We start from the raw sequence: 20576 nt of genomic DNA, 5'->3' as shown, positions 1-20576 counted from the left end.
GGACAGCGGCTTCAAACAGCGAAGATTTTGCCCGGATTCATGATGCCGTTCGGGTCGAACACCGCCTTGACCGCTTTCATGTACTCGATCTCAACCGGCGAACGGCTGTAGGTCAAGTAATCACGCTTGGTCATGCCCACGCCGTGCTCGGCGGAAATCGAGCCGTTGTACTTCTCGACGGTTTCGAATACCCACTTGTTGACGGTCGCGCACTTGGCGAAGAACTCGTCCTTGCTGAGGTTTTCTGGCTTGAGGATGTTCAAGTGCAGGTTGCCGTCGCCGATGTGGCCGAACCAGACAATTTCGAAATCCGGGTAGTGTTCGCCGACGATCGCGTCGATTTCCTTCAGGAAGGCTGGGACTTTCGACACAGTGACCGAAATGTCGTTCTTGTACGGCGTCCAGTGGGAAATGGTCTCGGAGATGTATTCGCGCAGCTTCCAGAGGTTTTGCAGTTGCGATTCGCTCTGGCTCATCACGCCATCCAGCACCCAACCCTCTTCAACGCAGTGTTCGAAGGTTTCCAGCGCATGGTTGGCCACTTCCTCAGTGGTCGCTTCGAATTCCAGCAGCGCGTAGAACGGGCAATCGGATTCGAACGGCGCCGGCACATCGCCGCGCGCGAGGACTTTGGCCAGGGCCTTGTCGGAGAAGAATTCGAACGCGGTCAGGTCGAGCTTGCTCTGGAACGCGTGCAGCACCGGCATGATCGAGTCGAAATCGGCGGTGCCGAGGACCATCGCGGTGAGGTTTTTCGGGGCGCGATCAAGGCGCATGGTCGCTTCGACCACAAAACCCAAGGTGCCTTCGGCGCCGATGAACAGCTGACGAAGATCGTAACCGGTGGCGTTCTTGATCAGGTCGCGGTTCAGTTCCAGCAGGTCGCCCTTACCGGTCACGACTTTCATGCCGGCAACCCAATTACGGGTCATGCCGTAGCGAATAACCTTGATCCCGCCGGCATTGGTGCCGATATTGCCGCCAATCTGGCTGGAACCGGCGGAAGCGAAGTCCACCGGGTAATACAGGCCATGCTCTTCGGCGCGGTTTTGCAGCTGTTCAGTGACGACACCCGGCTGGCAGACCGCAGTGCGGTCGGTCAGGTTCACGTCGAGGATCTGGTTCATATAGTCGAAGGAAACCACCACTTCGCCATTCGCCGCCACGGCAGCAGCGGACAGCCCGGTGCGTCCACCAGACGGTACCAACGCAATCTTGTGCTCATTCGCCCAACGGACGATGGCCTGGACCTGCTCGGTGGTCTTGGGGAACACGATGGCCGTCGGGGCCGGGGCGAAATGCTTGGTCCAATCCTTACCGTAAGCATTCAGGGAGTCGGCATCGGTCAGCACCTTGCCAGGCTCAACCAGGGTCTTCAGCTCTTCAATCAGGGCGGGATTGGTCATCGACAGAACTCTCGAACAATTCATGGTCATCCTGAGCACGCTTCACGTCGCAGGAATGAGTGTTTGCGGGGTGCATATGCTAGCATACCGCCCCCGCAGGATAGTGCCCAAAGGCTGTTCTGCGGCGACGGCGTTCCTGCCGCTCGGGTCAGCATCTGCTGGCCACTTCCCTGCCATTTTTCTCCGGGACACAGGTTTACGCAGATGAGCAAGACTTCTCTCGATAAGAGCAAGATCAAGTTCCTTCTTCTCGAAGGCGTCCACCAATCGGCTGTCGACGTCCTCAAGGCGGCGGGCTACACCAGCATCGAGTACCTGACAGGTTCTCTGCCGGAAGCCCAGCTGAAGGAAAAGATCGCTGATGCGCACTTCATCGGCATTCGCTCCCGCACTCAACTGACCGAAGAAATCTTCGATCACGCGAAGAAACTGGTAGCTGTTGGCTGTTTCTGCATCGGCACCAACCAGGTCGACCTCAACGCTGCTCGCGAACGCGGCATCGCTGTCTTCAACGCACCGTACTCCAACACCCGTTCGGTGGCCGAGCTGGTGCTGGCTGAAGCGATCCTGTTGCTGCGCGGCATCCCTGAGAAGAACGCTTCCTGCCACCGTGGCGGCTGGATCAAAAGCGCGGCCAACTCCTTCGAAATCCGCGGCAAGAAGCTGGGTATCGTCGGTTACGGCTCGATCGGTACTCAACTGTCGGTCCTGGCTGAAGGCCTGGGCATGCAGGTGTACTTCTACGACACCATCACCAAGCTGCCACTGGGTAACGCCACTCAGGTCGGCAACCTGCACGAGCTGCTGGCGATGTCCGACATCGTGACCCTGCACGTTCCGGAAACGGCTGCTACCCAGTGGATGATCGGCGAGAAGGAAATCCGCGCCATCAAGAAAGGCGGCATCCTGATCAACGCCGCTCGCGGCACCGTGGTCGAGCTGGACGCCCTGGCGGACGCGATCAAGGACAAGCACCTGATCGGCGCGGCCATCGACGTCTTCCCGGTGGAGCCACGCTCCAACGACGAAGAGTTCGAAAGCCCGCTGCGTGGCCTGGACAACGTGATCCTGACCCCGCACATCGGCGGCTCCACCGCTGAAGCGCAAGCCAACATCGGCCTGGAAGTCGCTGAAAAACTGGTCAAGTACAGCGACAACGGTACGTCGGTGTCCTCGGTCAACTTCCCGGAAGTGGCCCTGCCGGCTCACCCTGGCAAGCACCGTCTGCTGCACATTCACCAGAACATTCCGGGTGTACTCAGCGAGATCAACAAGGTCTTCGCCGAAAACGGTATCAACATTTCCGGTCAGTTCCTGCAGACCAACGAGAAAGTCGGCTACGTCGTGATCGACGTCGACGCCGAATACTCGGACCTGGCGCAAGAGAAGCTGCAACACATCAACGGCACCATCCGTTGCCGCGTGTTGTTCTAACGCTCAAGCGCCAATAAAAAGGGAGACCCTCGGGTCTCCCTTTTTCATGCCTGCTGTCCCGCCCTGAACAGGCTCGCAGCTGTTCGGGACCCGGCCAACAACTATACCGGGACTCCTTCGCAGTAGAGGCCACTAGCGAGCAACTTTACCTCATGAGAAAACACATGAGACTTGGTCGGATTGCCATTTAGCTCGAAGGTGTACCAGATCTTGATAAAACCAGAGTGACCGCCAGACTCTTGCGGCTGCTGAATGGGTTTGACACTGCTCAAGTATGGAATATTCACTTGGAACACCCCCCCCTCCTCTCCACCAGTGACCGTGTGCTCTTTATTGAACTTGGTACCCGGGATCTCTTCACGCCCTGTAGCGTCAACAGTACCTACTGAATGCACCATGACATGGGTGCCTTTTGGCATGAACTTAGGTTCTATAGTGACGGTCACAGGCAACCAACGACCTGCTTCATCGACGTTCAAGCTTCTACAGTTCACTATCAATTTGCCACCCACATCAAAAACAGGTGCCATAGGTGCAGGGAATTCAATCAGGTTTTCTTTAGCAGTCATTTCACGCTCTCCATCGCAGCTGCATTGATGCCCCCCCCCGAACAAGTGTCACTGGTGGTCTTTTTTCAATAACAGGAGGTGACTTGGTGGACCTGCTGGAAATTAAGCGCCCTATTCCAGACACCGGCTACTGTCAGACCTGACAGGTTTTTCGACCATCTGTCGGTTTAAAGTCTGAAACGATTTTTCCCACAACTGCCTTCACATACAAAACGCCCGATGCGGTGCACCGGGCGTTGGGCTGAAACAGGGGCAACCCTGTTTCAGTACTAGTCACTGGAAACTGATTACTTCACGGTCACGGTGATTTTTTTCGAGAGAATCGGCGGATCGAACGGCACGTGGTTCTTGTCGCCCAGCTCCAGTTGCAAGGTGTGCTTGCCCGGCGTCAGGGTCACTTCGGTTTCGGTCTGTGCCTTGCCGAAATGCAGGTGGTTGGCGTCCGCCGGGATCGGCATGTTCTCGGCTGGCAACTGGTTGACGTCAATCAGCAGGTGGTGGTGCCCGGTGTGCGGGGTCTGATCGCCGGCCGGCGCCAGGGCAATTTTTTCAACAGCGAATCGGACCTTGAAGGTTTTATCTACAGTCGCACCGTCCGCCGGAGAGACGATATACACCTTCGCACCCGCAGGGGCCTTGGTGCGGGGGACGTCCGCGGCGCTCGCCAGCATCGAAGCGCTGAGCATCAGACCAGCGAGAACTGCACGTGACATAAAGGTTTTCATTCTTTTCTCCAGTTTTGAACTTAATCTTTACGGTTGTGACAACTTCGTGGCGATTCGTTGTCGAAACACCTCAACACCATAGCAAAGCGCACGAAACAGCGCGCCGCACATAACGAATTCAAGGAGTGACCATGCGCTTTCTGCCTGGCCTGATACTGTTGCTGCCCCTTGTGAGCCCTTTTGCTCATGCCGAACTGATCGACGATGTCAACGACCGTGGCGAGTTGCGCATTGCGCTTGAAGCCAACACGCCACCGTTCAACTTCAAGGAAGACGGCAAGCTCAGCGGCTTCGAAGTCGAACTGGGCCAACTGCTGGCCAACGAACTGGATGTGCGTGCCGACTTCGTGGTCACTGATTCGGCCGATCTGTTGCCGGGGGTCGAGAGCGGCAAGTACGACGTCGCCATCAACCACATAGCACTGACTCCAGAACTCAAGGATCGTTTCGACTTCAGCGAACCTTATAGTTATTCAAGCGCACAATTGATCGTGCGCCAGGAAGAACAACGCCCGCTCGGCACTTTGCTGGCACTCAAGGGCCAGTCCCTGGGTGTGGCGCAAGGCAGCCAGTTCGTCGAACAGGCGCGCGGTGTTGAAGGTATTGACCTGCGCAGCTATCCCGACGCGCAGCAGCCGCTAAAGGATGTGGCAGACAAACAGATCGACGCAGCCATCAGCGATCGCTTGCTGATCCCCTACGCCATCCGCGACAGTCGATTACCGGTAAAAGAAGGGGCCAAGGTCGGTCCGACCTTGAGCCTGGCGATACCGTTTCAGAAAGGTAACCCGGCATTCCAGGCCAGCCTCGACCGGGCCCTGCAACGGATCAAGGCGGACGGCCGATTGATGACGCTGTCGGAGAAATGGTTCGGCATGGACGCGAGCCAGCCGCCGAAACCTTGAGGCCTACACAGTTCATTGTGGCGAGGGGGCTTGCCCCCGCTGGGGTGCGAAGCGCCCCTAAAACCTGCAACTGAGTACTACCCGATAAACCGCACCGACTGATTTGCGACTGCTTCGCCCGAGCGCGGACCGGCCGACGGGAGCAAGCTCCCTCGCCACAGGTTTTGTGCCTGGCGTTAATCCAGTGCAGCCAACGCGAGCGCAGCTTCGGCCAACTCCAATTCGCTGAACACTTGCACCCCATTGCGGGTCAGCAAGGCTGCGGTGACGCCCTCGCCGCTGACTTTGACCCCGCTGAAGGTCCCGTCATAGGTCAGCAGGTTGCCGCAGGACGGGCTGTTGGCCTTGAGCACGGCGATGCGAATGGCATGTTTTCGGACCAGTTCCAGAGCCTGATGGGCACCCGAGAGAAACTCGGCGCTGACATCCTTACCTTCGGTCGTCATCACCCGCGCAGTACCATCGAGCACCTGAACGCCTTGCCCACCCGGAATCTCGGCCGCAGCCCGAGGTGTTGGCAAACCGCCGGCAACTTCCGGGCACAAGGGGATCACCCGACCTTCGGCGATCCACTGTTCCAGCTGATGGAACGGCCCGCTGGCGCCGCCGTCGTAACGCACGCGGTGGCCCAGCAGACAACGACTCACCAGAATTTTCTGCATGATCAGAATGGCTCGTTGCCGCGCCGGCGAAACCAGCCCGTCAATGACAGGCGCTCGCGGGTCGCGGGCAGGACTTCATGGGGCACCTCGCCCGACAGGAACACCACCAGACAACCGCCGGTGGGCACCACATCGTGCTCTCTGCCCTCCTCCAGGTACATCCGCAATTGGCCGCCATGCTCCGGCAGCCAGGATTCATTGAGGTAGATGACCGCCGACACCATGCGCCGGTCGTCGTCACGAAAGCGGTCGACGTGCTTGCGGTAGAACGCGCCCGGCGGATAAAGCGCGAAATGGCTCTCGAAATCCTCAAGCCCGAGAAACAACCCACGGTTCATCGCCTCGCGCAGGCTGTCCATCAACCCCAGATAGCTGTCGCAGGCCTCGTCTTGCCCGGGCTCAAGCCACTGAATATGGTCGCCACGAATCCCTTCGCGAATCTCCGAGAAAGGCCCGCGCCCCACTGCCGCTGGCGCCAGCTCACCTTCGGCTGCACGTTTACGGCACTCAGCCGCCAGTTCCAGGGTCAGAGCCTGGGGCAGGAAAATATTCTGCTGCGACCAGCCATGTGTAGCCAGGTCGTCGACGATACGTAACAGCAGCGGGTGATCAGAGGGTATTTGCATGGCGCGCATAGTATTCCTGCGCCAGAAAATCCGACAGAGCCGTGTAGCGGAGGATCGTCGGATAAGCTGACGAACCTGATACGAATTCTCGACAACCCGTGCCCGGCCCCGGAGAATAGTCGCCTGCCGACAGGAGTTCTTATGCGCCGTTTGCTTTTTTCACTGTTGATGCTCTGCACTTTGCCCGCTTGGGCAGACGGCCACGACCAGTTGTACAAGGTCGCCGGTTGGCCAGACCAACGCGCGCATTTTAACGATGCCCTCACTGCCGCCCAACAACGCTACCAAAGCAGCCTGCCGCCCGCGGTGTTTCAGGCGCTGGTCAGTAACAGCAACCAGCGCTTTGCCCCGCAAGCCATGGACCATCGAGCCGAAGCGCAACTGCGCAAAAACCTCGCTGACCCTGCACCTGCACTGGCGTTTTTCCAGTCGCCACTGGGGCGCAAGATCATCGCCGCCGAACTGCTGGCGACCCGCCGCGACCAGTTGGCGAAGAACGCCAAAGGCCTGCCGAAAATCGAAGCCAGTGACACCCGTCAGTTGATCATTGGCCATTTGGCCCAGGCACTGCCAGCGCGCGAAGCCGGAGCCGAAGTCAGCCTGGCGATTGCCGGCGTAGCGGCCGACAGCCTGAGCCAGATGATCCCCGGCCTGCTTGGCGGCGGTCAGGCCCAAGGCATGCTGGACGGCCAGCGTCAGCGCTTGATGGATCAGATCGGCTCCGACCTGAACAACACGTTGCTGTATGTCTATCGCGGCTTATCGGATGACGAACTCGAGGAGTTCGCCACCTTTGCCGAGTCCTCTGAAGGCAAGGCCTATTACCGGGCGGCGCTGGCAGCGATTCGGGCGGGGTTGGCGGTGGGGCAAAGCACCTCGAGCCTTAACCAATAATTTTAGGCGCCTTTGAAACCCAATCGCGGGCAAGCCTTGCTCCTACGGTTTCGTGCTGGATCACCATTTTCTGAACGACCCGATTTTGTAGGAGCAAGGCTTGCCAGCGATGGCGTCATAACAGTCGCTAGCGATTCCGCCCGTTGATCCGCTTGGTCAAAAACCCGAAATACTCCTCGCGCAACGCCGGGATTTCATTTGCCAGATGATGGCGGGCCTCGGGCAGTTTCAACACCTGCGGCCGGTCGAACTTGCCCTCCAGCACTTCAAGGTTGTGCTCCCAATCCACCGTCATGTCCGCTTGCCCCTGGACGATCAGTGGCCGACGACTGCTGCGCGGAGCCGCTTCAATGCGCTTGATCCACCGCGCCAGCGCCCCGACCCAGACGCTCGGCAAACGCAGCGGTTGCAGCGGATCGGCTTGCAGGAATGGCAAGAACGCCGGGTCGTTGGTGTTTTCGCTGAAACGCCGGGCGATGCCTTTGACGAAAGGCTTCATCAGGTAATAGCTGAAATGCGACCAGCCCCAGGAGCGCGGCCGAACCAGCGGCGCAAGCAGTATCACCTGCCCTTGTGCAGGACTGTCCGCGCCAGCGTTCAACACGTGATCGATGACAATCGCACCGCCCGTACTCTGCCCGCAGAGGTGCCACGGTTGCGGCAGGTCCAGCGACCGCGCCTCAGCGAACAGCCCTTGCAGCGCCGCCTGATACTCGGCGAAATCCTCGATGCTCGCGCGCTCGCCGCTGGACAACCCATGCCCCGGCAAATCACAGGCGATCACCACGAACCCCTGATCCAGCGCCCATTCGATCACATGCCGGTAAAGGCCCATGTGATCGTAGAAGCCATGGAACAGGAACATCGTCGCCACCGTCCGCTGCGGCCACCAGACCTGGCTGACCAACTGATAGTCACCGACCTTGAAGCTGCCGAGCCCGCGTTTGACCGGGACGCTGCGCTGCGGGAAATCCAGCCCGTAAAAATGCTGATAAGCCTGCGCTTCCTCCGACAACGGCTGCGCCTCGGCCAAAGGCCGCAGGCTGGCACGCAGATGATCGGGGTCGAAGGTGGCAGGCATCACGGGTTTCCAGGCAAAGCGCGGCGCGCAAAACAGACTTTATGGGCCTGCGATATTCATCTGTCGCGGCAAGCATGGCAAGCTACGCGACCTTCGAGGATGGTTCCGTATGCGCCCGCACTCCCGCACGACACTGCTTGCCAGTCTGCTCGCCCTTGTGTGTGCCGGCGTGCTGTGGGCCGCCTATGACTGGTTTCAGGGACGCTACCTGCGGGCATTCAGCTCACACACGGCGTTGTTTTCCGGCGATCCGCTGAACCTTCCCGCCAACCTGGCAGGCCCCGGCGCGATTCGGGTCGTGCACTTCTGGGACCCGGCCTGCCCGTGCAACGTCGGCAATCAACAGCACCTGGCCGAACTGCTTGAGCACTTTGTGCCACAAGGAGTTGAGTTTTACGCGGTACAGAAGCCCGGCAGCCAGGGTCAGTTACCCAGTACCTTGAGCCGTCTGAAAACCCTCGACACCTTGCCAGGCTCCGAGCAAATCCCCGCCAGCCCGGCGGTCGCGATCTGGGACCGCAGCGGCAAACTGGCGTATTTCGGGCCCTACAGCGAAGGCCTGACCTGCAACTCCAGCAACAGCTTTATCGAACCGATCCTGCAGGCACTGAGCGAAGATCGCCCGGTAAGCGCCACGCATACCCTCGCGGTGGGCTGCTACTGTCCATGGGCGAAGACGGATGAAACTCACTAAGGCATTCCGGACTTTTCAAGGAAGGTAATGCTCGGCACAGAGGGTCTGTGCTAAATGTTTGCAGCCTTAGACGGCGGCAATTTCGAAAGCACAAGGAGTCACCATGAAACGCGTTCTGACCCTGCTGGCCCTGCTACTCGTCGTCCTCGCGGCGGGCGGTGGCTGGTATGTGTACAGCAAGCAACCGACGCGTCAGGGACAGGTGGAATTGCAACGCCTGCAAGGCTCGGTGACGGTGCGCTACGACGAACGCGGCGTGCCGCATATTCGCGCCGAGAACGAAACCGACCTTTATCGCGCCCTCGGTTACGTACACGCCCAGGACCGGCTGTTCCAGATGGAAATGCTGCGACGCCTGTCTCGTGGCGAACTGGCCGAAGTCCTCGGACCGAAACTGATCGACACCGACAAACTGTTCCGCAGCCTGCGCATCCGCGAGCGCGCCGAAAGCTACGTGGCCGCACTCGACCGCCAGTCTGCGGCGTGGAAGGCCCTGCAAGCCTATCTGGACGGGATCAACCAGTATCAGGACACCCACGCTGCGCCCATGGAGTTTGACGTACTGGGCATCCGTAAACGCGCGTTCACCGCCGAGGACACCGTCAGTGTCGCCGGCTACATGGCCTACAGCTTTGCTGCGGCGTTTCGCACCGAACCGTTGCTGACCTACGTACGCGATCAGCTGGGCAGCGATTACCTGAATATCTTCGACCTCGATTGGCAGCCCAAAGGTGTGCTGGCCAAACGTCAGTCCAGCAAAGCCCCGGTGCTCTCCGCCGCTGACTGGAAAGACCTCAACGCCATTGCGCGCCTGAGTGAGCAAGCGTTCGCCGACAACGGCCTGCCGCAGTTCGAGGGCAGTAACGCCTGGGTGATTTCCGGCACGCGCACCCAAAGCGGCAAACCGCTGCTGGCCGGTGATCCGCACATTCGTTTTTCGACGCCGTCGGTGTGGTACGAAGCGCAACTCTCGGCGCCGGGTTTCGAGCTCTACGGGCAGCATCAGGCCCTGGTGCCTTTTGCCTTCCTGGGCCACAACCTGGACTTCGGCTGGAGCCTGACCATGTTCCAGAACGACGACCTCGACCTGATCGCCGAGAAGGTCAACCCGGACAATGCCAACCAGGTCTGGTATCACGGCAAGTGGGTCGACATGGTCAACACCGAGCAGCAAATTGCCGTGAAGGGCCAGGCAGCGGTCACATTGATACTGCGTCAATCACCCCACGGCCCGATCATCAACGACGTGCTCGGTGCCAGCGCCGGCAAGACGCCGATCGCCATGTGGTGGGCGTTCCTCGAAACCCAGAACCCGATCCTCGAAGGCTTCTACCAGCTCAATCGTGCCGACACCCTGACCAAGGCTCGCGCCGCGGCAACCAAGGTTCATGCGCCGGGGCTGAATATCGTCTGGGCCAATGCCAAGGGTGATATTGGCTGGTGGGCGGCGGCACAACTGCCCAAACGTCCCGCCGGGGTCAAACCGTGGTTCATACTCGACGGCAGCACCAATCAGGCGGACAAGGAAGGTTTCTACCCGTTCAGCGCCAACCCGCAGGAAGAAAACCCGGTGCGTGGCTACATCGTCTCGGCCAACTTCCAGCCGGTTTCGCCGACAGGCATGGAGATCCCTGGCTACTACAACCTGCCGGATCGCGGTCAGCAGCTCAACAGCCAGCTCAGCGACAAGAGCGTGAAGTGGAACATCGACGCCAGCCAGAAACTGCAACTGGGCACCACCACCGACTACGGCCCTCGCCTGTTGGCCCCGCTGTTGCCGGTACTGCGTGAGGTGGTCAGCGACCCGCAAGAGCTGCAACTGGTGGAGCAACTGGCCAAATGGAAAGGTGATTACCCGGTGAACTCCACCAGCGCCACACTGTTCAACCAGTTCCTGTTCAACCTCGCCGATGGCGCACTCCACGACGAACTTGGCGACAGCTTTTTCGAGACCCTGCTCTCGACCCGCGTGATCGATGCCGCGTTGCCCCGGCTGGCCGCCTCCGCGGATTCGCCGTGGTGGGACAACCGCAACACGCTCGGCAAGGAAACCCGCGCCGACATCGTCAAAGCCGCGTGGCAGGCCAGTATCGCCCACCTGAAAACCACCCTCGGCCCTGACCCGGCGCAATGGCTATGGGGCGACGCCCACACCCTGACCCACGGCCATCCGCTGGGCATGCAAAAGCCGCTGGATCGAATCTTCAACGTCGGCCCGTTCGAGGCCCCGGGCAGCCACGAAGTGCCGAACAACCTCTCGGCAAAAATCGGCCCGGCACCATGGCCTGTGACTTACGGCCCTTCGACCCGCCGGATCATCGACTTCGCCGACCCGGCGCACGGCCTGACCATCAACCCGGTCGGCCAAAGCGGTGTGCTGTTCGATTCACACTACGATGACCAGGCCGAAGCCTATATCGAAGGCGTCTACCAGGAGGCGCATTTCAACGAGGAAGAAGTCACGGCCAATACCCGCAGCACCTTGAAGCTGTTGCCAGCGCGGGTGGCGCAATAACAGTAAAAGATCGCAGGCTGCGATCTTTTAAGGCCCTGAATGAGCAAGCGCAAAGCGCCCGACTGGTCAAAACTGTACGTGTCGCACACCGTACATCCCAACCTGCTCAGGAGTGAATGCAATGTTCAATAACTGGTCCGAACTGCTGCCCACCATCCAGAAAGCCTTCGGCGCACTGGGCAAGAGCAACCCGAAAATGGTCAAGGCCTTTGTGGCGCTGGATGAAGCTGCCGCTGAAAACGAGGTGCTCGACGCCAAGACCCGCGAGTTGATTTCCATCGCCGTCGCCATCACCACTCGTTGCGACGGCTGCATCGGAGTACACACCGACGCGGCGATCAAGGCCGGTGCCACCCGCGAAGAAATCGCCGCTACCCTGGCCACCGCAATCTCGTTGAACGCCGGCGCAGCGTACGTCTTCTCGCTGCGAGCACTTGAAGCACATGACACCTTGAAAGGCTGACATCAGACTCTGTGGCGAGGGGGCTTGCCCCCGTTGGGGCGCGAAGCGGCCCCAAAACCTGTAAGCGCATTGCATCAGGCACATCGCGCTCGCTGGGTTTGGGAGTGCTGCGCACTCCAACGGGGGCAAGCCCCCTCACCACAAAAGCCTTTCCATTCGCCAACCCTGCACATAAAAAAACCTCGCTCTCTTTGCAGGGAGCGAGGTTTTTTTGTGCTGCCGGGGTTAAACCGCTTCCGGCGCCTGTGCGCGGCGTACGTCCGGTTGTTTCCAGGAGTCCGCAGCGCCCTCTTCGATGGCTTGCTGGATCGCACGTTTGCGACTTTCTTCAGCACGGCGGCTGAAGAACCAGACCAGGAAGGTCACGATCGACACCGCCAACAAAATCAGGCTGGCCACGGCGTTGATCTCAGGCTTCACGCCCAGACGCACGGCCGAGAACACTTCCATCGGCAAGGTCGTGGAACCCGGCCCGGAGACGAAGCTCGCCAGTACCAGATCGTCCAGCGACAGGGCGAACGACATCATGCCGCCCGCTGCCAGCGATGGCGCGATCATCGGAATGGTGATCAGGAAGAACACCTTCCACGGCCGCGCACCGAGGTCCATGGCGGCCTCTTCGATGGACAGGTCCAGCTCACGCAAGCGCGCCGATACCACCACTGCTACATAAGCGGCGCAGAACGTGGTGTGGGCGATCCAGATGGTGACGATGCCGCGTTCCTGCGGCCAGCCGATCATCTGCGCCATGGCCACGAACAGCAGCAACAACGACAGGCCGGTGATCACTTCCGGCATCACCAATGGTGCAGTGACCAGCCCACCGAACAGCGTGCGGCCCTTGAAGCGGGTGACGCGGGTCAGCACGAAAGCCGCCAGCGTCCCCAGCGCAACGGCGGCAACCGCGGTGTAGCAGGCGATTTCCAGCGAGCGCACCACCGAGCCCATCAGTTGGGTGTTGTCCAGCAGGCCGACATACCACTTCACCGACCAGCCGCCCCAGACCGTCACCAGTTTCGAGGCGTTGAACGAGTAAATCACCAGGATCAGCATCGGCATGTAGATGAACAACAGGCCGAGCACCAGCATCAGGCTGGAGAAACGGAAGCGCTTCATTCTTTACCCTCCATTTCCTTCGCCTGACTGCGGTTGAACAGGATGATCGGCACAATCAGGATCGCCAGCATCACCACCGCCAGGGCAGACGCCACAGGCCAGTCACGGTTGTTGAAGAACTCTTGCCAGAGCACTTTACCGATCATCAGGGTTTCCGGACCGCCGAGCAGTTCCGGGATCACGAACTCGCCGACCACCGGGATGAACACCAGCATACAGCCAGCGATGATGCCGTTTTTCGACAACGGAACAGTGATCTTCCAGAAGCTGTTGAAGGTACTCGAACCCAGGTCCGAAGCGGCTTCCAGCAAACTGTTGTCGTGCTTCACCAGGTTGGCGTACAGCGGCAGGATCATGAACGGCAGGTACGAATAGACCACGCCGATATAGACCGCCAGGTTGGTGTTGAGGATCTGCAGCGGCTCGTTGATCCAGCCCATCGACATCAGGAAGCCGTTGAGCAGGCCGTTGTTGCTGAGGATGCCCATCCACGCATACACGCGGATCAGGATGGCGGTCCAGGTCGGCATCATGATCAGCAACACCAGCACCGTCTGTATCTCTTTGCGCGCACTGGCAATGGCGTAGGCCATCGGGTAGCCGATCAGCAGGCAAAGAATGGTGCTGAATAACGCCATTTTCAACGAGCCGAGGTAAGCGGCGATGTACAACTCATCGCCGCCCAGCATCGTGTAGTTGCCCAGGTTCAGCAGCAACTGGACCTTCTGATCGACGTAGCTGTAGATCTCGGTGTACGGCGGAATGGCCACGTCGGCTTCGGCGAAGCTGATCTTCAAGACGATGAAGAACGGCAGCATGAAGAACATGAACAGCCAGAGGAACGGAACCCCGATGACCAGATGACGACCCGCGGGAATTATTCGACTGAGTCGGCGCGTGAGCTTTTGCGTGTTCATGAGCGCAATACCACGCCGCTGTCATCTTCCCACCAGACGTAAACCTGATCGCCCCAGGTAGGGCGCTGGCCACGACGCTCGGCGTTGGCGACGAACGACTGCACGATCTTGCCGCTCGGCAGTTCGACATAGAACACCGAGTGGCCACCGAGGTAGGCGATGTCGTGGACCTTGCCGCTCGACCAGTTGTGCTCGCAGGTCGGCATTTCTGCCGTCACCAGCAGTTTTTCCGGACGAATCGCGTAGGTCACCGACTTGTCTTGCACCGAGGTGCTGATGCCGTGGCCCACGTAGATGTTGCGGTCCAGATCCTTGCAGGTAATCAGCGCATGGCCCTCGGCATCGTCCACCACTTCGCCTTCGAAGATGTTGACGTTGCCAATGAACTCACAGACCAGGCGGCTGGTCGGGGTTTCGTAGATGTCGATCGGGCTGCCGATCTGGGCGATCCAGCCCAGGTGCATGATCGCGATGCGCTCGGCCATGGTCATGGCCTCTTCCTGATCGTGGGTCACCATGACGCAGGTCACGCCGACGCGCTCGATGATTTCCACCAGTTCGAGCTGCATCTGTGAACGCAGTTTCTTGTCCAGCGCGCCCATCGGCTCGTCGAGCAACAGCAGCTTCGGCCGCTTGGCCAGGGAACGAGCCAGCGCAACACGCTGACGCTGACCACCGGAGAGCTGGTGCGGCTTGCGCTTGGCGTACTGGCTCATCTGCACCAGCTTGAGCATTTCGGTCACACGGGCGTCGACTTCAGCCGACGGGATCTTGTCCTGCTTCAGGCCGAAAGCGATGTTCTGCGCCACGGTCATATGCGGGAACAACGCGTAGGACTGGAACATCATGTTGATCGGCCGCTCGTACGGCGGCATCTCGGTGATGTCTACGCCGTCGAGGAAAATGCGCCCCTCCGTAGGCCGTTCGAAACCTGCAAGCATGCGCAGCAAGGTCGATTTGCCCGATCCCGAACCGCCGAGCAAAGCGAAGATCTCGCCTTTCCTGATTTCCAGGGACACATCGTCCACGGCAATCGTCTCGTCGAACTTCTTCGTGACCCGGTCGATTTTGACCAGCACCTGTTTCGGTGTCTGGTCGCCCTCGAGGGCTTTCTTATAGGCGCCGGAGGCAACTGCCATTTACGAAACTCCCAACAAAATTTGCAGTTCACCCAATACAGGCGAACCTTGGATAGTCTGAGCCTTTGTCACTATTTACCCGACTTGACCTTGGTCCAGCTGCGGGTCATCAACCGTTGAATCTTTGGCGGCAGCTCAACCTGCACGTAGGTCTTGTCGAGGACCGCTTGCGGTGGATACACCGATTGATTGCTACGAATCGATTGCTCCATCAGTTTGTCCGCCCCGGGATTGGGGTTGGCGTAGCCGACGGCATCACTCACCTGAGCGATCACTTCAGGCTTGAGTACATAGTTGATGAAGGCATGGGCCTGTTTGACGTTGGCGGAGTCCTTGGGAATCGCCAGCATGTCGAACCACAGCGCACCGCCTTCCTTTGGAATCGCGTAGGCAACGTTCACGCCTTTTCCGGCTTCGGCAGCACGGGCCTTGGCCTGGAAAATATCCCCGGAGAAACCGACCGCGACACAAATGTTGCCGTTGGCCAGGTCCGAGATGTATTTGGACGAGTGGAAGTAGGTCACATAAGGCCGCACTGCCAGTAACTTGGCTTCAGCCTTTTGGTAGTCGTCCGGGTTGGTGCTGTTGGCGTTCAGGCCCATGTAGTTCAGGACCGTCGGCAGCATTTCGTCAGCCGAGTCGAGGAAGGCCACGCCACAACTGTTGAGTTTCTTGATGTTCTCGGGTTCGAACAGCATGGCCCAGGAATCGATCTTGTCGACGCCGAGCACCGCCTTGACCTTGTCGACGTTGTAACCGATGCCGTTGGTGCCCCACAGGTACGGCACGGCGTACTGGTTGCCAGGGTCGTTCATTTCCAGGCGCTTGAGCAGCGCCGGATCGAGGTTGGAGTAGTTCGGCAACTGCGACTTGTCGAGCTTCTGGAACGCCCCGGCCTTGATCTGCTTGCCCAGGAAGTGGCTGGACGGCACGACCACGTCATACCCGGTGTGCCCGGCCAGCAACTTGCCTTCCAGGGTTTCGTTGGAGTCGAACACGTCGTACACCGGCTTGACGCCAGTGGCTTTTTCGAAATCGACGAGGGTGGTCTGCCCGATGTAATCCGACCAGTTATAAATATGCACGGTGGACGCAGCTTGAACGCTGACAGCGAGCGTCAGGCCGACGCCGACCAGCATGGCGTTGCGAAACAAAGAAACAGGCAAGTGAAGGTCCTCTAAAATAGTTGGGCCCAAGTTGCCCAGCGTTACGTGACAGCCATGGCTGCGTGGCAACAAAACCGGCGCGCAACTTACCCTCGATAAACCTTTCCAGCAAAACTTTCTGTCATTTAATTATTCCTGCTGCCGCCGCCAGAGCGACGACGGCAACAGGTGATTGCTTCAAACCGGCTTATTTACCGGATTTGATCTTGGTCCAGCTGCGGGTCAGCTCACGCTGGGTAGCGGCTGGCAAATCGGCGATTGCATACAGCTTCGACTGCACATCGGCAGTCGGGTAGATGCCCGGATCCGAGGTGATGTCCTTGTTCACGTACTGAGTGGCTTCGGCGTTGCCGTTAGGGAAACGCACGGCGTTGGTGATTTCAGCCATCACTTTCGGCTGCAACAGGTAGTTCATGAACTTGTAGGCACCCTCGACGTTTTCCGCATCTTTAGGGATAGCGACCATGTCGTAGAAGCTGCCGGCACCTTCTTTTGGAATGGCGTAGCTGACTTTCACCTTGTCACCGGCTTCGGCGGCACGGGTTTTGGCCTGCTGCACGTCACCCGAATAACCGACGGCTACGCAGATGTTGCCGTTGGCCAGGTCCGAGATGTACTTGGACGAGTGGAAGTAGGTGATCGAAGGACGAATCTTCAGGAACAGCTCTTCAGCCTTCTTCAGATCTTCCTTTTTCTGGCTGTCGGTTGGCAGGCCCAGGTAATGCAGGGCAACTGGCAGCATTTCGGTCGGCGAATCGAGGAAACTCACGCCGCAGCTCTTGAGCTTGGCAATGTTCTCCGGCTTGAGCACGACATCCCAGGAATCGATTTTGTCGATGCCCAGCGCCGCTTTGACCTTCTCGGCGTTGTAACCGATACCGATCGAGCCCCACATGTAAGGGAAAGCATGTTTGTTGTCCGGGTCGCTGACAGAAACCGCCTTGAGCAGCGACTTGTTCAGGTTGCCGTAGTTGGTCAGCTTGGACTTGTCCAGCTCCTGGTAAACGCCGGCCTTGATCTGCTTGGCCAGGAAGTTGTTGGACGGTACAACCACGTCATAACCGGACTTGCCGGCCAGCAACTTGGCCTCGAGGGTTTCGTTACTGTCGAACACATCGTAGACGACCTTGATCCCGGACTCTTTCTCAAAGTTCGCGATGGTGTCCGGTGCGATGTAGTCGGACCAGTTGTAAACGTGCAGGACTTTATCGTCGGCCTGGGCTGCCCCAGCCATCACGCCCATCAGGGACAAGGCGAGCAGTGTCTTGCCAGTTTTCTTCAAACCTAATGCCTTCATGCGTAATGCTCCAATTATTCTTTTTAACCACATTTTTTTGTGAACCAAGATCCAGCGGCCGATTCCTTGGCAACTCAAACAGCGGATAGTCTGGCAAGTTACAAGGCAGGCTTTCAAGGAAAGACCCGTCCTTTGTGCGCCCTGAGCGAAGTGCCAGCCACGGACCTCGCTCAGAGCCTAGCACTTAGCTTTGCAGCGCACTCAGGGTCAGGTCCAGGCACTTGCGCGCCTTGGTCACCAATTCGTCGATCTCGGCCTTGGTGATGACCAGTGGCGGAGCAATGATCATGGTGTCGCCCACGGCGCGCATGATCAGCCCGTTGTCGAAGCAGAACTGCCGGCAGATCATGCCAACCCCCTTGCCGACATACCGCGCACGGGTCGCCTTGTCCTGAACCAGTTCGATAGCCCCCAACAGACCTACCCCACGAACTTCACCCACCAGAGGGTGATCGTTCAGTTCCCGTAGACGCTTTTGCAAATAAGGTGCCGTTTCTGCACGAACGTGCTCGATAATTTTCTCTTCGCGCAGAATACGAATGTTTTCCAGTGCCACCGCAGCGGCGACCGGGTGCCCGGAATAGGTGAAACCGTGGTTGAAGTCGCCCCCTTCGTTCAGCACCTCGACCACTTCATCACGCACGATCAGGCCACCCATCGGGATGTAACCGGACGTCAGGCCTTTGGCGATGGTCATCATGTCAGGCTTGAGGCCGTAGAAATCGCTGCCGAACCACTCGCCGGTACGGCCGAAACCACAGATCACCTCATCCGCAACGAACAGGATGTCGTACTTGGCGAGGATTTCCTTGATGCGCGGCCAGTAGCTGTCTGGCGGAATGATCACGCCGCCCGCGCCCTGGATCGGCTCGGCAATGAACGCACCGACCGTGTCGACGCCGAGCTCGAGAATCTTTTCTTCCAACTGGTTGGCGGCCCAGATACCGAACTCTTCAGGGGTCATGTCGCCCCCTTCACCGAACCAGTACGGCTGCGGGATGTGAACGATGCCCGGGATCGGCAAGTCGCCTTGTTCGTGCATGTAAGTCATGCCGCCCAGGCTGGCGCCGGCCACGGTCGAGCCGTGGTAGCCGTTTACGCGGCTGATGATGACCTTCTTGTTCGGCTGGCCCTTGATCGCCCAGTAGTGGCGAACCATGCGCAGCATGGTGTCGTTGCCTTCGGAGCCGGAACCGGTGAAGAACACGTGGTTCATGCCTTCTGGCGCGATGTCCGAGATGGCCTTGGCCAACTCCAGCACCGGCGGGTGGGCGGTCTGGAAGAACAGGTTGTAATAAGGCAGCTCGCGCATCTGTTTGCTGGCGGCATCGGCCAGTTCATCGCGACCGTAACCGATGGCCACGCACCACAGGCCGGCCATGCCGTCGAGGATCTTGTTGTCTTCGCTGTCCCAGAGGTAAACGCCCTTGGCGTTGGTGATGATCCGCGGGCCTTTCTCTTTCAGCTGCTTGAAGTCGCTGAAAGGCGCCAAGTGGTGTTCGCTGCTCAGGGTTTGCCATTCACGGGTTTGCGGGTTCTTGCTGGTCATAAAGCTCTCCTTATAGGGTGAGAGTGCGGCTTTTCAGGGCCGCACCCGGCGCATCAGACGGCGAACAACAGGAACTCCCGCTCCCACGAACTGATCACGCGCTTGAAGTTTTCATGCTCGGCCCGCTTGACCGCGACGTAGCCAGTGATGAATTTTTTGCCCAGATATTTCTCGATGGTCGCGCTGTGTTCCATGCGTTCCAGTGCATCTTCGATGGTCAGCGGCAGACGCAGATTGCGTCGCTCGTAACCCCGTCCAACCACGGGTGCGCTCGGGTTGATGCCTTCCACCATGCCGATGTAACCGCAGAGCAGGCTCGCGGCGATCGCCAGGTAAGGGTTGGCATCGGCGCCCGGCAGGCGGTTTTCCACCCGACGGTTTTGCGGGCCTGCGTCCGGGACTCGCAGGCCGACGGTGCGGTTCTCTTCGCCCCACTCCACGTTCACCGGCGCCGAGGTATCCGGCAGGAAGCGGCGGAACGAGTTGACGTTGGGCGCGAACAGCGGCAACAGCTCGGGGATGAACTTCTGCAAGCCACCGATGTGGTGCAGGAACAGCTCGCTCATCGTCCCGTCTTCATTCGAGAAGACGTTCTTGCCGGTTTCGATGTCGATGATGCTCTGGTGCAAGTGCATCGCACTGCCCGGCTCGCCGGTCATCGGCTTGGCCATGAAGGTCGCGGCCACGTCGTGCTTGAGCGCCGCTTCGCGCATGGTGCGCTTGAACACCAGGATCTGATCGGCCAGGGACAGCGCGTCGCCGTGACGGAAGTTGATCTCCATCTGCGCCGTGCCGTCCTCGTGGATCAGCGTGTCCAGGTCCAGCTCTTGCAGTTCGCACCAGTCGTAGACGTCTTCGAACAGCGGGTCGAATTCGTTGGCCGCCTCAATGGAGAACGACTGACGACCGGTTTCCGGGCGACCGGAGCGGCCAATCGGCGGCTGCAACGGGAAGTCCGGGTCTTCGCAACGCTTGGTCAGGTAGAACTCCATCTCCGGCGCCACGATCGGCTGCCAGCCCTTGTCGGAATAGAGTTTCAGGACTTTCTTGAGCACGTTGCGCGGCGACAGCTCGATCGGGTTGCCCTGCTTGTCGTAGGTGTCGTGAATCACCTGCGCGGTCGGCTCGATGGCCCACGGCACGAGGAATACCGCGTTCGAGTCCGGGCGGCAGATCATGTCGATGTCGGCCGGGTCGAGCAGTTCGTAATAGATGTCATCTTCGACGTAGTCACCCGTCACTGTCTGTAACAGCACACTCTCGGGCAGGCGCATGCCTTTTTCGGCAATGAACTTGTTGGTCGGCGAAATCTTGCCACGGGTGATCCCGGTCAGATCGCCAATCATGCATTCGACTTCTGTGATCTTGTGGTCTTTCAACCAATCGGTGAGCTGGTCGAGGTTGTTACTCATAAATGC

General features: G+C 59.2%; 19 protein-coding genes. 6 read left to right on the top strand and 13 right to left on the bottom strand.

Going from position 1 to position 20576, the window contains the following annotated elements:
* Window positions 1-11: 11 nt before the first annotated feature.
* A complete protein-coding gene (locus tag AC1RJ3_RS06375; protein ID WP_123581388.1) occupies window positions 12-1406 on the bottom strand; it encodes an FAD-binding oxidoreductase in 1395 nt (464 codons plus the stop codon).
* 204 nt (window positions 1407-1610) lie between these two features.
* Here AC1RJ3_RS06375 and serA point away from each other — a divergent pair, with 204 nt between their 5' ends.
* Window positions 1611-2840 carry a phosphoglycerate dehydrogenase gene (gene serA / locus AC1RJ3_RS06370; RefSeq protein WP_054594522.1) on the top strand — a complete coding sequence of 410 codons (1230 nt, stop codon included), beginning with the start codon at window positions 1611-1613 and terminating at the stop codon, window positions 2838-2840.
* Between the two features lie 101 nt (window positions 2841-2941).
* On the opposite strand, the gene AC1RJ3_RS06365 is transcribed toward serA, so the two are convergent.
* Both AC1RJ3_RS06365 and AC1RJ3_RS06360 read right to left on the bottom strand, forming a co-directional pair.
* Window positions 2942-3409: a hypothetical protein gene (locus AC1RJ3_RS06365; RefSeq protein WP_493078007.1), complete on the bottom strand. Its 468-nt coding sequence runs from the start codon at window positions 3407-3409 to the stop codon at window positions 2942-2944.
* A gap of 287 nt (window positions 3410-3696) precedes the next feature.
* Window positions 3697-4134, bottom strand: coding sequence for a DUF4399 domain-containing protein (locus AC1RJ3_RS06360; RefSeq protein WP_054594523.1), 438 nt, complete (start codon window positions 4132-4134; stop codon window positions 3697-3699).
* Between the two features lie 131 nt (window positions 4135-4265).
* On the opposite strand from AC1RJ3_RS06360, the gene AC1RJ3_RS06355 reads away from it, so the two are divergent.
* Window positions 4266-5039 (top strand): transporter substrate-binding domain-containing protein, encoded by a 774-nt coding sequence (locus tag AC1RJ3_RS06355; protein WP_054594524.1) that lies wholly within the window; start codon window positions 4266-4268, stop codon window positions 5037-5039.
* A 176-nt stretch (window positions 5040-5215) separates the two neighbouring features.
* On the opposite strand, the gene AC1RJ3_RS06350 is transcribed toward AC1RJ3_RS06355, so the two are convergent.
* Both AC1RJ3_RS06350 and AC1RJ3_RS06345 read right to left on the bottom strand, forming a co-directional pair.
* Window positions 5216-5701, bottom strand: coding sequence for a 2-thiouracil desulfurase family protein (locus AC1RJ3_RS06350; RefSeq protein WP_493078004.1), 486 nt, complete (start codon window positions 5699-5701; stop codon window positions 5216-5218).
* Window positions 5702-5703: 2 nt separating this feature from the next.
* Window positions 5704-6336, bottom strand: a complete 633-nt coding sequence (locus tag AC1RJ3_RS06345; protein WP_493078002.1) for a 2OG-Fe(II) oxygenase — start codon at window positions 6334-6336, stop codon at window positions 5704-5706.
* A 132-nt stretch (window positions 6337-6468) separates the two neighbouring features.
* Here AC1RJ3_RS06345 and AC1RJ3_RS06340 point away from each other — a divergent pair, with 132 nt between their 5' ends.
* Window positions 6469-7221, top strand: coding sequence for a DUF2059 domain-containing protein (locus AC1RJ3_RS06340; protein ID WP_054594527.1), 753 nt, complete (start codon window positions 6469-6471; stop codon window positions 7219-7221).
* A gap of 127 nt (window positions 7222-7348) precedes the next feature.
* Here AC1RJ3_RS06340 and bipL read toward each other — a convergent pair whose 3' ends face one another.
* Window positions 7349-8302 (bottom strand): phospholipase BipL, encoded by a 954-nt coding sequence (gene bipL, locus AC1RJ3_RS06335; RefSeq protein ID WP_493077999.1) that lies wholly within the window; start codon window positions 8300-8302, stop codon window positions 7349-7351.
* 109 nt (window positions 8303-8411) lie between these two features.
* Here bipL and AC1RJ3_RS06330 point away from each other — a divergent pair, with 109 nt between their 5' ends.
* The 3 genes from AC1RJ3_RS06330 (at window position 8412) to AC1RJ3_RS06320 (ending at window position 11974) form a co-directional block, all read left to right on the top strand.
* Window positions 8412-8996 carry a DUF6436 domain-containing protein gene (locus tag AC1RJ3_RS06330; RefSeq protein WP_493077997.1) on the top strand — a complete coding sequence of 195 codons (585 nt, stop codon included), beginning with the start codon at window positions 8412-8414 and terminating at the stop codon, window positions 8994-8996.
* A 103-nt stretch (window positions 8997-9099) separates the two neighbouring features.
* Window positions 9100-11511 (top strand): penicillin acylase family protein, encoded by a 2412-nt coding sequence (locus AC1RJ3_RS06325; protein ID WP_493077995.1) that lies wholly within the window; start codon window positions 9100-9102, stop codon window positions 11509-11511.
* 121 nt (window positions 11512-11632) lie between these two features.
* Window positions 11633-11974 (top strand): carboxymuconolactone decarboxylase family protein, encoded by a 342-nt coding sequence (locus AC1RJ3_RS06320; protein WP_493077993.1) that lies wholly within the window; start codon window positions 11633-11635, stop codon window positions 11972-11974.
* A gap of 225 nt (window positions 11975-12199) precedes the next feature.
* On the opposite strand, the gene AC1RJ3_RS06315 is transcribed toward AC1RJ3_RS06320, so the two are convergent.
* The 7 genes from AC1RJ3_RS06315 to AC1RJ3_RS06285 all read right to left on the bottom strand — a co-directional run bounded on the left by AC1RJ3_RS06315 (window position 12200) and on the right by AC1RJ3_RS06285 (window position 20570).
* Window positions 12200-13090, bottom strand: a complete 891-nt coding sequence (locus tag AC1RJ3_RS06315; RefSeq protein WP_347928277.1) for an ABC transporter permease subunit — start codon at window positions 13088-13090, stop codon at window positions 12200-12202.
* A complete protein-coding gene (locus AC1RJ3_RS06310; protein WP_173859942.1) occupies window positions 13087-13968 on the bottom strand; it encodes an ABC transporter permease subunit in 882 nt (293 codons plus the stop codon). The genes AC1RJ3_RS06315 and AC1RJ3_RS06310 overlap by 4 nt, the downstream gene beginning before the upstream one ends.
* Window positions 13969-14003: 35 nt before the next feature.
* Window positions 14004-15146: an ABC transporter ATP-binding protein gene (locus AC1RJ3_RS06305; RefSeq protein WP_054594534.1), complete on the bottom strand. Its 1143-nt coding sequence runs from the start codon at window positions 15144-15146 to the stop codon at window positions 14004-14006.
* Window positions 15147-15217: 71 nt separating this feature from the next.
* Window positions 15218-16312, bottom strand: a complete 1095-nt coding sequence (locus AC1RJ3_RS06300) for a polyamine ABC transporter substrate-binding protein (protein WP_054594535.1) — start codon at window positions 16310-16312, stop codon at window positions 15218-15220.
* 187 nt (window positions 16313-16499) lie between these two features.
* A complete protein-coding gene (locus AC1RJ3_RS06295; protein ID WP_054598196.1) occupies window positions 16500-17594 on the bottom strand; it encodes a polyamine ABC transporter substrate-binding protein in 1095 nt (364 codons plus the stop codon).
* Window positions 17595-17793: 199 nt separating this feature from the next.
* Window positions 17794-19158: an aspartate aminotransferase family protein gene (locus tag AC1RJ3_RS06290; protein WP_493077990.1), complete on the bottom strand. Its 1365-nt coding sequence runs from the start codon at window positions 19156-19158 to the stop codon at window positions 17794-17796.
* A 53-nt stretch (window positions 19159-19211) separates the two neighbouring features.
* Window positions 19212-20570 carry a glutamine synthetase family protein gene (locus AC1RJ3_RS06285; RefSeq protein WP_054594537.1) on the bottom strand — a complete coding sequence of 453 codons (1359 nt, stop codon included), beginning with the start codon at window positions 20568-20570 and terminating at the stop codon, window positions 19212-19214.
* Window positions 20571-20576 lie beyond the last annotated feature (6 nt).

The organism is Pseudomonas sp. GW822-FHT04C11, assembly GCF_058800905.1.
This window is presented reverse-complemented; position numbering and strand designations above follow the sequence as displayed.